Raw genomic sequence first — 15,178 nt, forward strand, 5'->3', positions numbered from 1 at the left:
TATTCGCATCGCGCCACCTCCCCCGTTTCGCATGGGAGGACAAAGCGCTCCTTCTCCTCACCCGTAAAACGGGGGAGGTGGCGCGGCGCCGCTAGGCGACGTGACGGAGGGGGCGCTCAGCACCGCCGCGATCCGCCGGCTCAGCGCGTCGGTCACCAGCGGCTTCTCGACGATCGCCATGCGGGATCCGGCCCGCACGCGCTCGGGCCGTCCCGACAGCAGGATCACCGGCGCGCGTTGCCGACGCAGCATCGCCCTCAGAGGGGCGTCGCAGCCCGCGTCGTCGATGACGAAACAGGCCGCCCGCGAGCAGGGTGCGCAGTCCAGCAGCTCGCGCGCCGAGCCGAAGGCGCTGACCCGGTAGCCCTCGGTCTCCAGCGAGAACCGCAGCGCCTCGCGCAGGGCCTCGTCGGGATCGAGCACCACGATCAGGGGATCGCCGTCGCCAATGTCGGGAGCGCCGCACATCGGGCGACCTCATCACAGGCCGCCGAGACCCGCCTTGATCTAGCGCAAGATCGTTCCAGACCGGGCTACGCGGCCCCGCGTAAGTAGAAGGCCTTAGGCGTCGCACCCGAATTTACCGCGCGCCCGGCCAGGCTCAGACATGGGTCAAACACGGACACCTCGCATGCTGTCTCCCCTGGCTCTGAACACCGTTCCAACCGCCCCCTTCGGCTTCACCGGTCCCTGCCTGCGCCATGCGCGCGACGAGGAAATCTTCGGCGAGGGCGAGGCTGCCGACTATGTCTACCAAGTGATCTCCGGCTCGGTGCGCACCTGCCGGCTGTTGCGCGACGGCCGTCGGCAGATCGACGAATTCCACTTCGCCGGCGACTATTTCGGCATCGAGGCCGGCGACGTCCATCGCGTCACCGCCGAGGCCATGGTCGACACCACCGTGCGCATGGTCCGCCGGGGCGCGCTCAGCGACCTGGCCGCCCAGCGCAGCGACGTGGCCAAGGCCCTGTTCCGCCTCACCGTCGCGGGTCTGCAGCGCAGCCAGGACCATGTGGTGATGCTGGGTCGCAAGTCGGCGCGCGAGCGGGTGGTGGGCCTGCTGATCGATCTGGCCGAGCGCTCCGGCGCGCGCGAGGAGCTGGACGTTCCGATGTCGCGCCAGGACATGGCCGACTATCTGGGCCTGACCATCGAGACGGTGTCGCGCACCCTCACCCAGCTGCAGGCCGACGGCGTCATCGCCCTGCCGACCACCCGGCACATCGTGCTGAAGGACCGGGCCGCGCTGAAGCGGCTGCACGGCTAACTCCCCTCGTCGCTCCGCTCCAGGCTCGCCAGGGTCGCCTCTTCCTGGGCGTCGCCGGCGTTGGCGTGGCGCAACCGTTCCTGGCGCAGGGCATAGATCAGAAGACCGCCCAGGATCAGGGTGTTGAGCATGAACGGGCCCCAGCCGATGTGGCGGTAGAGCAGCACGAACAGCGGGCCGAACACCACGTTCAAGCCGTTGATCGCCGCGATCGCGCCGGCCGCCCCGGCCTGGTCCTTGGCCCCGACCGACAGCGAGGCCCCGGCCGTAAAGCCCGGCCGCGCGAAACCGTAGCCCAGGTTGGCGATGGCGAAGCCGATGGCCACGGCGGCGTAGTCCGGCGAGAAGGCGACGACGATATTGCCGACGGCGGCGGCCGCCACGCCCCAGCGCATCAGGTCGCGCGGGCGCATCGAGAACATCCGGATCAGGCCCCACTGGGCCAGCAGCCCCGCCACCGCCCCGGCCGCCATGGCCAGGGTGATGTAGCCCTGGGCCTGCATCGGGGGGAGTTTCAGCTTGTCGATGATCAGGAAGCCCAGGGTCTGGGACTGGGCGGTCTGGCACGAGGCGACCAGGAAGCCGTAGATCAGGAACGGCTTCAGGCGCGGGTCCTTCCATAGCGCCGCGCCGACGCCGCGGAACGGCAGGCCCATCCGTCGGCGCGGCGGGGTGTCGGCGTTGCCGGGCGTGAAGGTCTCGGGCAGGCCGCGCTGGACCACGACCAGCATCACGCCGGCCAGGATGGCGAAGGCGAACATCGGCCCCGCCAGGCCGACGATCGGCAGCACGAACAGCGGCGCCAGCAAAGGTCCCACCACCGTGCCCAGGCCGAACGCCCCGGCCAGGGTGGCCATGCTCTGGGTGCGCTCCTCGCGGCTGGTGCGCTCGGCCATATAGGCCTGGGTGGCCGGGTTGGAGGCCGAGCCGAACAGGCCAAACAGCGCCCGCGCCGTCAGGAACAGGCCGAAGATGATCATTGGCGCGGCGAAGTGATGCAGGCCGGCGCTGACCACGATCGCGCACAGGGTCATGGAGACGCAGAAGCCGGTCATGCCCAGCAGGATCATCGGCTTGCGGCCGCGCAGGTCCGACTGCCTGGCCCAGAACGGCGAGCTGACCGCCCACAGCACCGCCGACAGCGAGAAGATCGCCGCCACCAGCACGTCGGGAATGCCGATCTGCCGGCCGATGGCGGGCAGGACCGACCACATGCCGCTGTTGCCCATGGCCGAGACGACCTGCACCCCGAACAGGATGGCGAACGCGCCCCGGTTGGTCCGGGCTTCTTGTAGGCCGGTTGACATCAAACGATTGTTAGGCGCGTCGGTCCGGCTGTGCAACTCGCCGGGCGACGGGGTCTTTGCGCGGCGAGAACCTTGGATTAAGCATTAATGGCGATGATGCCGGATCAATTCTCGGGGTCGGCCTAACGTCATGTTCCAGATCATCGGCATCGTCCTGCTCTTCGGCCTGGTGTTCGGCAGCTTCATCATGTCCGGCGGCAAGCTGGACGTGATCATCGAGGCCGCGCCTCACGAGCTGATGGCCATCCTCGGGGCCGGCGTCGCCGCGTTCCTGATCGCCAACTCGATGACCACGATCAAGGCCACCGGCGGCGGCTTCGGCAAGATCTTCAAGGGCCCCAAGTGGAAGGCCTCCGACTATCGCGACCTGCTGTCCCTGCTGTTCCTGCTGACCAAGACGATGAAGTCCAAGGGCGTCATCGCCCTGGAAAGCCACATCGAAAAGCCGCACGACAGTTCGATCTTCAACCGCTACCCCAAGATCAGCCACGACCACTTCGCCGTCGACTTCATCTGCGACACCCTGCGGATGATGACCATGAACCTGGAGGATCCCCACCAGGTCGAGGACGCGATGGAGAAGCAGCTCGAGAAGCACCACCACGAGGCCCACGCTCCGGCCCACGCCCTGACCCAGCTGGCCGACGGCCTGCCGGCCCTGGGCATCGTCGCCGCCGTGCTGGGCATCATCAAGACCATGGGCTCGATCACCGAACCGCCGGCCGTCCTGGGCGGCATGATCGGCTCGGCCCTCGTCGGCACCTTCCTGGGCGTGTTCATGGCCTATGGCCTGGTCGGCCCGATGGCCACGCGCCTGGCCTCGGTGGTCGACGACGACCATGCCTTCTACAAGATCATCCAGGCCGTCCTGGTGGCCCACCTGCACGGCAACGCCGCCCAGATCTCGGTCGAAATCGGCCGCGGCAACGTGCCCTCGGAGTCGCAACCCAGCTTCCTGGAGCTGGAAGAGGCCTTGCAGCAGATCCCGAACGAAGCCTGATAGGGCCGACAGAAAGTCTGTCGCACTTGTAATCACGGACGCGTGATCCGGCGCTTGCGCGTCCGTTCGAAACCGGTATCCCTTGAGGGGAAGGTCAGCGTCTCCGCGACGCTGGCCGAACACCTCAGCGCAAGGGATCTCCGATGACCACCGCCGTTCTCCGCAAGCTCCTCATCGCCGGCGTGGCGATCTCGGCCCTGTCGCTCGCCGCCTGCGGCAAGCACGAAGAGGGCGCCGACGCCTCGACGGCCGCCGCCGAAGCCGCCGCCGCGGGCGCCAGCACCGTGACCGACGCCGCCGCCGCCAAGGACCAGGCCTCGGCCGACGCCCTGAAGGCCGCCAGCGACGCCGCCGCCGCGCCGGCCACCGAAGCCGACATCGCCGCCGACGCGGCCGCCACCGGCGCGACCTCGGCCGAAGCCCCCGCCGCCCCGACCAAGGCCCCTGCCACCCCGCCGGCCGCTCCGGAAGAAAAGAAGGCCGCGCACTAAGCGCGGGCTGGATACAACATCACGAAAGGGCCGCTCGCGAGGGCGGCCCTTTTTCGTTAAGCGCCTACGCCCCAGACCGTTTGCTAGACTGTGACCATGGCCCAGCCCGACGACACCTATGATCCCCTGACGCCGGTGCCGGCGGACCGCAGGGCGTTCGGCGCCTTCGACGCCTTCTCGCTGTGGTTCAGCCTGGGCATCGGCCTGCTGGTGCTGCAGGCCGGCGCCTTCCTCGTGCCCGGCCTCAGCCTGGGCGCGGCCCTGGCCGCCATCGTCGCCGGCACCCTGCTGGGCGTGCTGCTGCTGGCCGCCGCCGGCGTGGTGGGCGCCGACACCGGCCTGTCGGCGATCGGGACCCTGCGGCTGTCGCTGGGCGCGCGGGGCGCGGCGATCCCGGCGGTGCTCAACGCCGTCCAGCTGACCGGCTGGGGCGCGTTCGAGATCATCGCCATGCGCGATTCCGCCGACGCCCTGGCCCGGCAGACCTTCGGCTTTTCGAGCCCCTTGCTGTGGACCCTGCTGTTCGGCGTCCTGGCGACGGCGCTGGCGATCCTGGGGCCGGTGTCGTTCGTGCGGCGGTTCCTGCGCGCTTGGGGCCTGTGGCTGCTGCTGGCCGGGGCCGGCTGGCTGACCTGGCGGCTGCTGGCCGACCACGACCTGGCCGCGCTGATGGCCAAGGCCGGGACCGGCGAGATGAGCTTCGGGGCCGGCGTCGACCTTGTGGTGGCCATGCCGCTGTCGTGGCTGCCGCTGATCGCCGACTACACCCGCTTTGGCCGCACGCCGGGCGGCATGTTCCGTGGCAGCGCCGCCGGCTACCTGCTGGCCAACATCTGGTTCATGGGACTGGGCGCGGCCTACGCCCTGGCGGCCGGCGGCGGCGAGGGCGTGCTGCTGACGGCCCTGGCGGCCAGCGGCGGCGGGATCGCCCTGCTGCTGATCGTCATCGACGAGACCGACAACACCTTCGCCGACATCCATTCGGCCGCGATCTCAACGGCCACCCTGGTCCGCCTCAAGCCCGCCCGCCTGGCGCTGGGCTTCGGCGCGCTGTGCACGCTGGTGGCGCTGCTGGCCCCAATGGCCCGTTACGAAGGCTTCCTGCTGCTGATCGGCTCGGTGTTCGCGCCGCTGTTCGGGGTGATGCTGAGCGACCACTTCATCGTCCGTCGCCGTCGCCCGGCCGATGCTCCGCCCACGGATGGCCTGAACCTGCCGGGCCTGCTGGCCTGGGTCACCGGGATCGCCGCCTACCAGGCCCTGAGCCGCCTGGCGCCCGACCTCGGCGCGACCCTGCCGGCCTTCGTCGTCGCCGCCGTCGCCTATCTCGGCCTTCAACGGTTGAAGGCGCGGGCATGAGCCACGCCGACGACGCCTCGCCCCTGGTCTGGAACGACGACGGCCTGCCGCGCTCCAAGCTCTATGGCGACGTCTATTTCTCCAGCGCCGACGGCCTGGCGGAGACCCGGGCGGTGTTCCTGGCCGGCTGCGGCATGCCCGAGGTCTTCGCCGGCCGCGACCGGCTGGTGGTCGGCGAGCTCGGCTTCGGCACCGGCCTGAACATCGCCGCCCTGCTGGACCTGTGGCGGCGCGAGGCCCCGTCCGGGGCGCGGCTGCACGTCTTCTCGATCGAGGCCCATCCGATGAGCCGCGAGGACGCCGCCCGCGCCCTGGCCGTCTGGCCCGAGCTGGGCGAGGCCGCCAGCGCCCTGCTCGACGCCTGGCCGGGCCAGGCGCGCGGCTTCCACCGGGTGGACCTGCGGGCCTTCAACGCCACGCTGGACCTGGCGATCATGGACGTGGCCGACGCGCTGGAAGCCTGGGACGGCGCGGCCGACGCCTGGTTCCTCGACGGCTTCTCGCCCGCCCTCAATCCGGCGATGTGGAGCGAGGACATCCTGGCCGCCGTCGCCGCGCGCTCGGCCCCGGGCGCGCGCGCCGCCACCTTCACCGTCGCCGGATTCGTGCGGCGCGGGCTGCAGGCGGCCGGCTTCGAGATCGCCAAGCGCCCGGGCTTCGGCCGCAAGAAGGACCGGCTGGAGGCCTGGCTGCCGGGCGAGACGCCCGCGCCGAAGCGCCCCGCCAGCCTGGCGATCGTCGGCGGCGGCATCGCAGCGGCGTCCCTGGCCCGCGCGGCGCGCGCCCAGGGGCTGGCGGTCACCGTGATCGACGACGGCGAGGCCCCGGCCTCGGGCAATCCCGCCGCCCTGGTCACCCCGGCCCTGGACGCCGGCGGCGGTCCGCGCGCCGCCCTGCCCGCCCAGGCCTTCGCCCGCGCCGTCGCGCTGTACGAAACCCTGCCCGAGGCGATCCTCGCCCGGGGCGTGCTGCAGCTGGCCGGCGACGACCCGGCCGCCGCCCGTTTCGCCGCCGTGGCCGACCAGGACCTGTTCGAGCCCGGCGCCATGACCCTGCTGCCCTCGGCCGCCGAACGCCTGGGCGAGCCCGCCGGCCCGGCCTTGCACATGACCCAGGCCCTGGTCGTCGAACCCGAGACGGTCGTGGCGGCCTGGCGCGGCGAGGCGCTCGAGGCCAACGTCCACGCCCTGAAGCGCACGCAGACCGGCTGGAAGCTGCTGGACGCGACCGGCGGCGAGATCGCCAGGGCCGACGCCGTCGTGCTGGCGGCGGGCGCCAAGCTCGATGCCCTGGCGCCCGACATCGACTGGCGCCGCGTGCGCGGCCAGGCCAGCTGGACGACGACCGACGGAGCCTCGCCGACGCCCGCCGCGTTCGGCGGCTACGCCGTACCGACCCGCGACGGCGTGCTGTTCGGCGCCACCCACGACCGCAATGACCGCGCGACGGACACGCGTCCCGCCGACCACGTCCGCAATCTGGAAACCCTGGCCAAGGGCCTGCCGGTCCTGGCCGAGCGGCTGACCGGCGCGAGCCTGTCGGGCCGGGCGGCGGTGCGCGCCACGACCGCCGATCACCTGCCCCTGGCCGGACGGCTGGAGGACGGCCTGTTCGTGCTGGGCGGACTGGGCGGACGCGGCTTCTGCCTGGCGCCGCTGCTGGCCGAGCACGTGGTGGCCCGGATGCTCGACATCCCCTCGCCCCTGCCCCGCGCCCTGTCGCATCTGGTGCGGCCGGAGCGCCTACGGAGCCCGCCGCGCTAGTCCGATCACGATCGCCGTGACCTCTGGATCGAACCGTGATCCGATCGCGTTAATGCGACGCTTGGGATGACTCCGAGGGGACCGGGGTGCTGGAGAGCGCCGCCCTGAAGACCATCTCGACGGTGGGTCGACGCCCCCAAATCTGTCGGCCCATTTTCCGACGCCCCTCATGCCCTCTTGGGGTTGTCGGGGATGACGCTCCCGAAACCCCATCGGGAGCGTCTTTTCGTTTGGGGTCGCCCTCGTCTCCCGGCGTTCCGCCCATGAAAAAGGGGCCCGGCCTTGCGGCCGAGCCCCGATCTCTTGTCAGGCGTCGATCTTAGAAGTTGATCGAGATCGCCGAACGACGGTTCAGCGGTTCCTTCACGCCATCGGCGGTGTCGACGGCGGGAGCGCTTTCGCCCTTCCAGTCGACGGCCAGGCTGGTGGCGGCGACGCCCAGACCGACCAGGCCATCGGCGACGGCCTTGGCGCGGCGTTCCGAAAGCTTGGCGTTGTACTTGTCCGAACCCGACTTGTCGGTGTGACCCGTCACGGTGATCTTCGTGGCGCCGCCAGCCTTGGCGTAGTCAGCGGCCTGTTGGACCACCGATTGGGCTTCCGGCGTCAGGACGTACTGATCGAACGGGAAGTACACGACGAACTCACGCGCCTCGTAGGCGACCGGCGCCGGGGGAGGCGGCGGCGGGGGCGGGGGAGCCGGCGGGGGCGGCGGCGGGGGCGGGGGAGCCGGGGGCGGCGGGGGCGGCGGCGGCGAGCCGAAGGTGTAGCGAACACCCAGGGTCACCGAAGCGTCCTTGTACTTGCCGTCGAAGGTGCCGACATTGGTGATGGCGCCCACGCCCGGACCAACGTTCTGAGTCACCGAACCCCAGCTGAGGTCCTTGGTGGCCAGATAGCGGCCGGTCAGGTCCAGGCTCCAGTTCGGAGCGAAGTCCCAAGCCAGGCCCAGCAGGCCCTGATAGGCGAACGCGCGGTCGACGTCGTCGAAGCTGACGTTCTGGAACGGCGCGCCGCCGGTCGGGACGCCGCTCAGCTGGCCATAGACCTTGTTGTGCACCCAGGCCGCGCCGGCGCCGGCGCCGACGAACGGATGGAGGCTCGACTCCGGCATGAAGTCGAAGATGATGTTGGCCATCGCGGTCGTGGCCTTCATCTCGCCGTTGGGCTCGCCGCAGATCGGGCTGGCCGCGGTGCGCGTCGGGCCGGCGGTGCAGAGGCCGACCGGTTGGCCGCCCGTGCTGCTGCCCGTGCCGCGGACCGACTTGATGTCGGAATTGCGATAGCCGTACTCGGCTTCAAGACGCCAGTTCGGCGAGAACTTGTAGCCCAGACGACCAAAACCGGCCCAGTCCTCGTCTTGCGAGAACGTCCAGTTGTAACCGGTCGACGACGTGGCCTTCACGTCCTTGGGCGCGTGGTAGCCGACATCGCCGGCGACATACCAACCGCTCGTCGCGCTTTGCGCGGACGCACCGGAAGCCGCGCAGAGCGCGACAACGGCGACCCCAGCCAGCAATTGGAATTTCATGGTGGTGAACCCTCTCGTGGAATTGTCCTGGACCCGACATTCATCGAACCCAAGGCGACAAACGCGCCACGATCGAAAATGGGTGTGGCCAAAGCGCCACAATCCGTACAGATCGCTTGGAAAGCTGTGGATCACCGCGGAACGCAGCCGCAAGCGGACGCTCAAGCGGTTGGTCAGCCTAGGTTTTCCGGGAAGGAAATGGTGGACGCGACAGGGATTGAACCTGTGACCCCCTCGATGTCAACGAGGTGCTCTCCCGCTGAGCTACGCGTCCGCCGAAGCGGTCCAGGTGGGCCTCGAAAGGCGTCCCGGCCGGGAGGAACGGGGATATAGCGGCGGCCTCCGCGATGCGCAAGCCGCCTTTTTAGGTTTTAGGCGGCCATCATCTTTTCGACCTCGGCGACGAGGTCGCGGAGGTGGACGGGCTTGGACAGCACCTTGGCGCCGGCCGGCGCGCGGTCCTGGGCCGACAGGGCCACGGCGGCGAAACCGGTGATGAACATGATGCGCAGGGAAGGATCGCGGGCGGCGGCCTGGCGGGCCACCTCGATGCCGTCCATGCCGGGCATGACGATGTCGGTCAGCAGCAGGTCCCAGGGATGCTCCAGGTGCTGGACCGCCTCTTCGCCATCGGCGCAGGCCTGGACCTCGAACCCGGCGCGCTCGAGGGCGCGGGCGAGGAAGCCCCGGAGGGAATCGTCGTCTTCGGCGAGGAGGATGCGAGCCATGTCGGTCTGTTTCCGGAGAAATCGTCGGCGTTGGGCGCTTACTGTAACGCGTAGTCTGTAAATCGGGGATGAACCAGGCGTCCTGTCCACAGGAACGCCTGGATCGTCCAAAGGTGTTTGACCACAGGCGGCGCGACTTGCGAATATGACGCATGACCGCATGGGAGCCGATCGCGTCGACGGAGCCGTCGGCGACGGCCGCCCCGCCGTCGGCCGGCCCCGTTCCCGCGCCCGCTCACGAGATTCAGCGCGCGGGCGGCGAGTCGGCTCCGCCGCCCACCGCCCTGGTCTTCGCCTCCCCGCATTCGGGCGACATCTATCCCGCCGACATGATGGCCGCCTCGAAGCTGACCTGCGAGGCGATCCGGGGATCGGAGGACGCCTTCGTCGACCGCATCATCTCCGGCGCCCCGCCCCTGGGCGCGTCGGTGATCCGGGCGCGGCTGGCGCGGGCCTATATCGACCTCAACCGCGATCCCTGGGAGCTGGACCCGGCGATGTTCGAGGACGAGCTGCCCGAATTCGCCCGCGGCCGCTCGGCCCGGGTGGCCGCGGGCCTGGGCGCGATCGCGCGAGTGGCGGGGGAAGGCCGGCAGATCTACGCCCGCAAGCTGACCTTCGCCGAAGCCAAGGCCCGCATCGACCTGGCCCACCGTCCTTATCACGACGCCCTGGACCGCCTGCTGGCCAACGCCCGCGCGACTCACGGCGTGGCGATCCTGGTGGACTGGCATTCGATGCCGGCCGCGGCGGCGCGCGGCCAGCGGGCCCGGGGCGGCGGTCCGTGCGACATCGTGCTGGGCGACCGCTTCGGCGCGGCCTGCTCGCCCAAGCTGACCGGCCTGGTCGAGCGCGAGCTGGAAGCCATGGGCTACCGCGTGGCCCGGAACGCGCCCTATGCCGGCGGCTACACCACCGAGCATTACGGCCGCCCCGCCCGGCGCACCCACGCGCTGCAGATCGAGATCAACCGCGCGCTCTATATGAATGAAGTGACGCGCGAGCCCACCGAGGGCCTGGCCCGGCTGACCGCCGACGCCGAGCGCCTGACCCAGGCCCTGGCGGCCCTGAACGTGTCGGAACTGAAGTAGGACCCGCTAAGGCGCCGGCGCGGCGTCGGTCCCGAACACCCATTCGGCGAAGAGCGGGCGCAGATCCCGGCCGCTGGCGGCCTCCATCGCGCGCTGCAGATCGAGGCTGACCACCGTCCCGCCCGCATGGGCGCGGGTATAGCGTCGCAGGCCGGCCCAGAAGGCCTCCTCGCCCAGCACCGCGCGCAGGCGGTCCAGGAAGAGCGCGCCCTTGCCGTACTGGACCGCGCGCCGCATCGCCAGGTTGGGATAGCGCCCGCTCCAGGCCAGGGGCTTGTCGAAGCCGGCGGCCCGCGCCTTGTCCAGCCGGGCGCGCGCCACGGCCAGCTCGGCGTCGTAAGCGGCGCGACCGTAGCGATGCTCCTTCCAGGCGGCGGTCATGAAGGTGGCGACGCCTTCGTTGAGCCAGAAGTCGTCCAGCGTCGCGCAGGTGACCAGGTTTCCCCACCACTGATGGGCCAGCTCATGCGCGACGGCCCAGTCCTGGGCCGGATCGTCGGCGTGGGTCGGCAACGCCTCGACCCCGAGCACGGCGTAGGAGGCCGCCTCCTGCGCGTCGCGTCCCGGCACCAGAAGCTGGGCGTAGTCGGCGACGGGCAGCGGCGCCCCGGCCTTGGCGGCGAAGAACGCGACCATGGCGCCGGTCTCGCCGAACCGCCGCTTCAGCTCGGCCGGATCGGCCACCGCGCTCAGATAGGAGAGCCTGGCCTTGCCGACGCGATCCTCGGCGCGGGCGAACGGCCCCACCGCGAAGCCGAACAGATAGGCCGAATAGGGCCGGGGCGCGGTCCAGCGATGGATCTCGTCGCCGTCGTCCGTGGGGGTGCGGGCGGTTCTGCGGCCGACCGACAGCGTCTCCAGGCCGGCCGGAACGCGCAGCGCCAGCGAGAACGCCGCCTTGTCGCCGAACCGATCCTGGGCGCAGACCATCCAGTCGCAGGCGAAATAGGACGTATAGAGCGTGTCGCCCGCGCCGGAGAGGCCGCGCGCGGGCCGGCCGTGATAGGTCAGGGCCAGCTTGACGCCGCGCCCGCGCGCCAGCGGCCTGGCCAGCTCGAAGTCCAGGCCCTCGGCGTCGGACCGGACGACGACCGGCGCGCCGTCCAGGGTCGCGCCGTCGATGGTCAGGGCGTTGGGCGAGAAGCTCAGGCGCCGGAGGCCGCGCTGCGTGGCGCGCAACGTGATCACCTCGCGCCCCGCCACCGTCCGGTCGCGGATGTCCGGCGTCAGCGCCAGGTCGTAGCCGACGACGTCGAAGCCCTCGCCGGGCGCGGCGGCGGCCGACGCGGGATGGCTCAGCAGGAGAAGAAGGACCGGAAGCGCGATTCTGGACAGACTCACTGGGGCTCCCTTCGTGGCGACGGCGGCCAGGGAACGAGCGCGGATCACGCGGCCGGGCCGTGCGTTACTCTCCACGTCCGCGCGCGCTTCGACAGTCTCGACGGGCCGTTTCGTCCCCGCCCCGCTCCGCGCCCGATCGTCGCGGGACCGGTACCAAAGCTCAGGCCAAAAAAAAGCCCGGCTCGAAAGCCGGGCAGTTCATTAGGGAGGAAACGCCCAGGAAGGGCAGAAGCGGCAGCGCCGCCTCACAGGTCGTTTATAGGGTGCGGTGCGAAATTGAGCAAGCGTAAATTTGAACGTTAATGTCGATTTTTTCAGAGGGGTTTGAAGAAACCCTTTGCGCAGCAAGGAATAGACGATGACGTCCGGTAAAGCTGTATAAAATCTAAGCATGCTGCACTGCACAATTAGTTGCCCGTGAAACAACCTCTGCCGTGAACAGGCGTCAAACCCCTGCCCATCAAGGCTTTGACGATGACACCGGTTTCCACGAAAAGCCCTTTCATCAGGGATGGGCTGGATAAACGCAGCGCAGTCGCGTAAAAGCCGCGCGCCTGACGCGCACAGCGTCATCCCCGTTTCCTCCCGAAAGTCCGTCCGCTCCCATGTCCATGCGAAATATCGCCATCATCGCGCACGTCGATCATGGCAAGACCACCCTCGTCGACCAGCTCCTCGCCCAGTCCGGCGTCTTCCGCGCCAACGAGGCGACGACGGAACGCGCCATGGACTCCAACGACCAGGAGCGCGAGCGCGGCATTACGATTCTGGCCAAGTGCACCAGCGTCCTGTGGAACGGTGAAGCGGGCGAAACCCGCATCAACATCATCGACACCCCCGGCCACGCCGACTTCGGCGGCGAAGTCGAACGCATCCTGGGCATGGTGGACGGCTGCGTCCTGCTGGTCGACGCCGAGGAAGGCGTCATGCCGCAGACCAAGTTCGTGCTGACCAAGGCGCTGAAGATGGGCCTCAAGCCGATCCTCTGCATCAACAAGGTCGACCGCGCCCACGCCGATCCGGACCGCGTCCACAACGCCGCCTTCGACCTGTTCGCCGCCATCGGCGCCACGGACGAGCAGCTGGACTTCCCGCACATCTACGCGTCAGGCCGCGCCGGCTGGGCCACGCTGGACCTGAACGTCCCCAACGACAACCTCGCCCCGCTGTTCGACCTGATCGTCCGCCACGTGCCGGAGCCGAAGCAGATCGAGAAGAAGGACGAGCCGTTCCAGATCCTGAACGTGCTGATCGAAAGCGATCCGTTCCTGGGCCGCCTGCTGACCGGCCGCATCGAGAGCGGCAAGGCCGTTCCCGGCATGGCCATCCACGCCCTGGACCGCGACGGCAAGGAAATCGAACGCGGCCGCATCACCAAGGTGCTGGCCTTCCGCGGCCTGAAGCGCTCGCCGGTCGACGAAGGCGCCGAAGCCGGTGACATCGTCGCCATCGCCGGCATGTCGAAAGCCACCGTCGCCGACACGCTCTGCGCGCTGGAAGTGACCGAGGCCCTGCCCGCCCAGCCGATCGACCCGCCGACCATCTCGATGACCGTCTCGGTCAACGACAGCCCGCTGGCCGGCCGCGAAGGCGACAAGGTCCAGTCGCGCGTCATCCGCGACCGCCTGCTGAAGGAAGCCGAGTCGAACGTGGCCATCAAGGTCACCGAGACCAGCGAAGGCGACGCCTATGAAGTGTCGGGCCGCGGCGAACTGCAGCTGGGCGTCCTGATCGAGAACATGCGCCGCGAAGGCTTCGAGGTTTCGATCAGCCGTCCGCGCGTCGTGTTCCAGACCGATCCGGAAACCGGCAAGCGCCTGGAGCCGATGGAAGACGTCATGATCGACGTCGACGACGAGTTCTCGGGCATCGTCATCGAAAAGCTCTCGCTGCGTAAGGCCGAGCTGAAGGACATGGGCCCGTCGGGCGCGGGCAAGACCCGCATCCAGCTGGTCGCCCCCTCGCGCTCGCTGATCGGCTATCAGGGCGAGTTCCTGACCGACACCCGCGGCTCGGGCGTGCTGAACCGCGTGTTCAGCCACTACGAGCCCTACAAAGGCGCCATCGACCAGCAGCGCAAGGGCGTGCTGATCTCGAACTCGGACGGTGAGACTGCGGCCTACGCGCTGTGGAACCTGGAAGAGCGCGGCACCATGTTCGTCGGCGCCGGCGAGAAGACCTATCTGGGCATGATCATCGGCGAGAACGCCCGTCAGGACGACCTCGACGTCAACCCGATGAAGGCCAAGCAGCTGACCAACGTCCGCGCCTCGGGCAAGGACGAGTCGATCCGCCTGACCCCGCCGCGCCGCATGACCCTCGAACAGGCCATCGCCTACATCGAGGAAGACGAGCTGGTGGAAGTGACCCCGAAGAACATCCGCCTGCGCAAGCAGATCCTGAACCCGTCGTTCCGCAAGCGCCGCGTCAAGGAAGAGTAGGACCTCAAGGGTTCCAAGACTGAAAAGGCCGCCGCCCCGGAAGGGACGGCGGCCCTTTTCTTTGGGCGTTCAGGCTGGCTTGAAGCCGACCTCCGGCTCGAGAACGCCGAGGCCGCCGCCAGCACGTCAAGGCCGCCTCCTGGTTCGGCGACCTGGCTACGGCCTAGAACATCTCCACGGTCATGACTTCGACAACGCCTGACGCCCAGCCTCGTCTAGCGCCGCCATTTCCGCGCCTGTGGCCGGTGTTGACCGAGACCTCCGCTTGCGCGCGATGGTGATTGACGGTCTGAAGCAGGCAACGGGGCAAACTTCGGCTCCCGATCCTAGTCGGACGTTCCGCCCACTCGACATGATGCAAATTCCACCTAACTCCGCCCCTCCCACCAGCCATGTTTGACAACGGTCGGGGCAGGATGGATAGGCGGGCGAGCTAGGCCCGACAGCGGCTGACCATCTCGAAGGGTCCGGGAGTCTTCAAGCAAATCGCCGATGTAGGCTTGGAGGACGCCAAGCCGGTTTCGAAATTGCAGCAACTCCGCAGCAGTGTTCCTAGCTTGCTGTATTCGTAGAATGCCACCACGCGACGCAACGGCAGACGCCAATGCCTCACTAGATGACTCAGTCGTCAGAAATGTGAGAGGGCCGTGGACGTAATGGTTTCGGTATTCCCGTTCCCGGTCGAAGACTAGCGCACAGTGGCGAAGGTGCTCTTCCCTTTCCGGCGCGTGGTCCGCAGCCAAGGACATCATCGCGTCCTTGAGCTGAACAGGCGTCAAGGGTGCGATGAGGGCCCAAATGCGGCCATCTGGCCCGCCCAAGAATGTCGCCCTGTGAAGTAAGTACCGAAATGACTGCT

General features: G+C 69.2%; 12 protein-coding genes and 1 tRNA gene. 7 read left to right on the forward strand and 6 right to left on the reverse strand.

Translation table 11 applies throughout. The features are described 5' to 3' along the window. Positions 1-57 precede the first annotated feature (57 nt). On the reverse strand, positions 58-468 hold the full coding sequence (locus AC1RUS_RS10570) for a response regulator (RefSeq protein ID WP_492915763.1): 411 nt from the start codon (positions 466-468) through the stop codon (positions 58-60). A gap of 163 nt (positions 469-631) precedes the next feature. On the opposite strand from AC1RUS_RS10570, the gene fixK reads away from it, so the two are divergent. Next, positions 632-1,267 carry a transcriptional regulator FixK gene (gene fixK, locus AC1RUS_RS10575; RefSeq protein WP_492915765.1) on the forward strand — a complete coding sequence of 212 codons (636 nt, stop codon included), beginning with the start codon at positions 632-634 and terminating at the stop codon, positions 1,265-1,267. Here the strand turns inward: fixK and AC1RUS_RS10580 are convergent. Continuing rightward, positions 1,264-2,574: an MFS transporter gene (locus AC1RUS_RS10580; protein WP_492915767.1), complete on the reverse strand. Its 1,311-nt coding sequence runs from the start codon at positions 2,572-2,574 to the stop codon at positions 1,264-1,266. The two genes, fixK and AC1RUS_RS10580, sit on opposite strands and share 4 nt — an antisense overlap. Positions 2,575-2,704: 130 nt before the next feature. Here AC1RUS_RS10580 and motA point away from each other — a divergent pair, with 130 nt between their 5' ends. The 4 genes from motA to mnmC2 all read left to right on the forward strand — a co-directional run bounded on the left by motA (position 2,705) and on the right by mnmC2 (position 7,187). Beyond that, complete coding sequence (gene motA, locus AC1RUS_RS10585) at positions 2,705-3,574, forward strand: flagellar motor stator protein MotA (RefSeq protein ID WP_492915769.1); 870 nt, start codon at positions 2,705-2,707, stop codon at positions 3,572-3,574. Between the two features lie 143 nt (positions 3,575-3,717). Next, positions 3,718-4,065: a hypothetical protein gene (locus AC1RUS_RS10590; protein ID WP_492915771.1), complete on the forward strand. Its 348-nt coding sequence runs from the start codon at positions 3,718-3,720 to the stop codon at positions 4,063-4,065. A 96-nt stretch (positions 4,066-4,161) separates the two neighbouring features. Next, entirely contained in the window at positions 4,162-5,424 is a 1,263-nt protein-coding gene (gene cytX, locus AC1RUS_RS10595) for a putative hydroxymethylpyrimidine transporter CytX (protein ID WP_492915773.1), read from the forward strand. After that, on the forward strand, positions 5,421-7,187 hold the full coding sequence (gene mnmC2 / locus AC1RUS_RS10600; RefSeq protein ID WP_492915775.1) for a tRNA (5-methylaminomethyl-2-thiouridine)(34)-methyltransferase MnmC2: 1,767 nt from the start codon (positions 5,421-5,423) through the stop codon (positions 7,185-7,187). Before cytX ends, mnmC2 begins: the two co-directional genes overlap by 4 nt. A gap of 319 nt (positions 7,188-7,506) precedes the next feature. Here mnmC2 and AC1RUS_RS10605 read toward each other — a convergent pair whose 3' ends face one another. From AC1RUS_RS10605 to cpdR, 3 genes are all read right to left on the reverse strand, one after another. Then, positions 7,507-8,718, reverse strand: coding sequence for an OmpA family protein (locus AC1RUS_RS10605; protein WP_492915777.1), 1,212 nt, complete (start codon positions 8,716-8,718; stop codon positions 7,507-7,509). A 199-nt stretch (positions 8,719-8,917) separates the two neighbouring features. Further along, positions 8,918-8,992 (reverse strand) — tRNA-Val (locus tag AC1RUS_RS10610). 97 nt (positions 8,993-9,089) lie between these two features. Then, positions 9,090-9,446 (reverse strand): cell cycle two-component system response regulator CpdR, encoded by a 357-nt coding sequence (gene cpdR, locus AC1RUS_RS10615; protein ID WP_004616083.1) that lies wholly within the window; start codon positions 9,444-9,446, stop codon positions 9,090-9,092. 152 nt (positions 9,447-9,598) lie between these two features. Between cpdR and AC1RUS_RS10620 the strand changes: the two genes are divergently transcribed. After that, positions 9,599-10,537: an N-formylglutamate amidohydrolase gene (locus AC1RUS_RS10620; protein ID WP_492915779.1), complete on the forward strand. Its 939-nt coding sequence runs from the start codon at positions 9,599-9,601 to the stop codon at positions 10,535-10,537. Between the two features lie 6 nt (positions 10,538-10,543). Here the strand turns inward: AC1RUS_RS10620 and AC1RUS_RS10625 are convergent, their stop codons facing one another. Then, positions 10,544-11,878, reverse strand: coding sequence for a M1 family metallopeptidase (locus AC1RUS_RS10625; RefSeq protein WP_492915781.1), 1,335 nt, complete (start codon positions 11,876-11,878; stop codon positions 10,544-10,546). A 605-nt stretch (positions 11,879-12,483) separates the two neighbouring features. On the opposite strand from AC1RUS_RS10625, the gene typA reads away from it, so the two are divergent. Further along, positions 12,484-14,319, forward strand: a complete 1,836-nt coding sequence (gene typA, locus AC1RUS_RS10630; protein WP_492915783.1) for a translational GTPase TypA — start codon at positions 12,484-12,486, stop codon at positions 14,317-14,319. Positions 14,320-15,178 lie beyond the last annotated feature (859 nt).

The sequence above is a fragment of the Caulobacter sp. GW821-FHT10F06 genome (assembly GCF_058809215.1).

Coding starts and splice junctions, on each gene's coding strand:
- AC1RUS_RS10605 (WP_492915777.1), bottom strand. CDS start 8,718: ATGAAATTCCAATTGCTGGCTGGGGTCGCCGTTGTCGCGCTCTGCGCG.
- AC1RUS_RS10570 (WP_492915763.1), bottom strand. CDS start 468: ATGTGCGGCGCTCCCGACATTGGCGACGGCGATCCCCTGATCGTGGTG.
- AC1RUS_RS10620 (WP_492915779.1), top strand. CDS start 9,599: ATGACCGCATGGGAGCCGATCGCGTCGACGGAGCCGTCGGCGACGGCC.
- motA (WP_492915769.1), top strand. CDS start 2,705: ATGTTCCAGATCATCGGCATCGTCCTGCTCTTCGGCCTGGTGTTCGGC.
- fixK (WP_492915765.1), top strand. CDS start 632: ATGCTGTCTCCCCTGGCTCTGAACACCGTTCCAACCGCCCCCTTCGGC.
- AC1RUS_RS10580 (WP_492915767.1), bottom strand. CDS start 2,574: ATGTCAACCGGCCTACAAGAAGCCCGGACCAACCGGGGCGCGTTCGCC.
- cytX (WP_492915773.1), top strand. CDS start 4,162: ATGGCCCAGCCCGACGACACCTATGATCCCCTGACGCCGGTGCCGGCG.
- AC1RUS_RS10590 (WP_492915771.1), top strand. CDS start 3,718: ATGACCACCGCCGTTCTCCGCAAGCTCCTCATCGCCGGCGTGGCGATC.
- cpdR (WP_004616083.1), bottom strand. CDS start 9,446: ATGGCTCGCATCCTCCTCGCCGAAGACGACGATTCCCTCCGGGGCTTC.
- mnmC2 (WP_492915775.1), top strand. CDS start 5,421: ATGAGCCACGCCGACGACGCCTCGCCCCTGGTCTGGAACGACGACGGC.
- typA (WP_492915783.1), top strand. CDS start 12,484: ATGTCCATGCGAAATATCGCCATCATCGCGCACGTCGATCATGGCAAG.